2 protein-coding genes are annotated in these 1,738 nt (G+C 68.5%); both read left to right on the forward strand.

The genetic code is table 11. The features are described from left to right. Positions 1-810, forward strand: an 810-nt coding sequence (locus V1633_RS36845; RefSeq protein WP_331218823.1) for a carbohydrate-binding protein, incomplete at its 5' end; no start/stop codon positions are given. After that, a partial coding sequence (locus V1633_RS36850) for a ThuA domain-containing protein (RefSeq protein WP_331218824.1) occupies positions 807-1,738 on the forward strand: 932 nt, incomplete at its 3' end. The genes V1633_RS36845 and V1633_RS36850, both read left to right, overlap by 4 nt.

Here is a 1,738-nt window from a genome sequence, read left to right on the forward strand (position 1 = left end):
CGGATCGAGGCCGAGTCGTACACCAGCCAGTCCGGCACCCAGACCGTCGCCGACCCCAACGCCCACGGCGGCAACCGCGTCGGCTACATCGACAACGGAGACTGGCTCGCCTACAACACCACCAACCCCACCGGCAAAACCACCTTCACCGCCCGCGTCGCCTCCGGCGGCACCGGCGGCACCATCCAGATCCGCACCGAATCCCCCACCGGCCCACTACTCGGCACCGCCACCGTCCCCAACACCGGCGGATACGGCACCTACGCCAACATCACCACCACCCTCACCAACGGAACCGGACCCCTCCACCTCGTCTTCACCGGCACCGGAACCGGCGGCCTCTTCGACATCGACAGCTTCACCCTCACCGGCGGCGGTACCGGCTCGGCGAATCTCGCGGCCGGCAGACCCGCCACCGCGGACAGCTCCTGCACCGCCGCCGAGGGACCGGAGAAGGCGGTCAACGGCACCGTCACCGGCGGCAACACCGACAAGTGGTGCTCGGTCGGCGGCAGCAAGTGGTGGCGGGTCGACCTCGGCGCCGGCAGCACGGTGGGCCGGTTCGTGGTCCGACACGCGGGTGCGGGCGGCGAGAACTCCGCCTGGAACACCCGGGACTTCGACATCCAGACCAGCCCCGACGGCACCACCTGGACCACCCGCGCCACGGTCCGGGGCAACACCGCCAACGTCACCACCCACACCGTCACACCGGTCGACACCCGCTACGTACGGCTCAACGTCCTGACCCCGACCAGCAACACCGACACCGCCGCCCGCATCTACGAATTCGAGGTGTACGCGTCATGAGACGGTCTGCCGCCGCAGCGGCACTGCTGCTCGCCGGTGCCCTGGCGATCACACCGGTCACGCCGGTCCTGGCCGCCGACACACCGTACGACGTCCTGGTCTTCTCGAAGACCGCTGGTTTTCGACACGACTCGATCCCGGCCGGTATCCAGGCGATCCGGGAGCTGGGTGCGGCGAACTCGTTCACGGTGACCGCGACGGAGGACGCGGCGGCGTTCAGTGCGGCGAATCTGGCCCAGTACGAGGCGGTGGTGTTCCTGAACACCACCGGTGACACCCTGAACGCCAGCCAGCAGGGGGCGTTCGAGTCCTACATCCGGTCGGGTCGGGGTTATGTCGGGGTGCACGCGGCGGCGGACACGGAGTACGACTGGCCGTTCTACGGCAATCTGGTGGGGGCGTACTTCGCGTCGCATCCGGCGATTCAGCAGGCGAACGTGAAGGTGGAGCACCGGGGGCACGCGGCGACGGCTCATCTGCCGCAGACATGGCCGCGTACTGACGAGTGGTACAACTATCGGACGAATGCCCGGTCGACGGCGCGGGTGTTGGCGACGTTGGACGAGTCGTCGTATTCCGGTGGTGGGATGGGTGCGGATCATCCGCACGCGTGGTGCAAGTCGTTCGAGGGTGGCCGGTCGTTCTACACCGGTGGTGGGCACACCCAGGCGTCGTACGCGGAGCCGGCGTTCCGGTCGCATCTGCTCGGCGGGATCCGGTACGCGGCGGGGCGGAGCAAGGCCGACTGTCGGCCCGAGTCCGGTTACACCGCGCTCTACAACGGCTCCACCACCGGCTGGTCCCAGGCCGGTCCGGGTAGTTTCACCAACACCGACGCCACCCTGACCTCGGTCGGCGGCATGGGCCTGTACTGGTACAGCGCGAAGCAGTTCACCAACTACTCGTTGAAGCTGGACTGGCGGATGGC

It is taken from the genome of Plantactinospora sonchi (assembly GCF_036422035.1).
GTDB lineage: Bacteria > Actinomycetota > Actinomycetes > Mycobacteriales > Micromonosporaceae > Plantactinospora > Plantactinospora sonchi.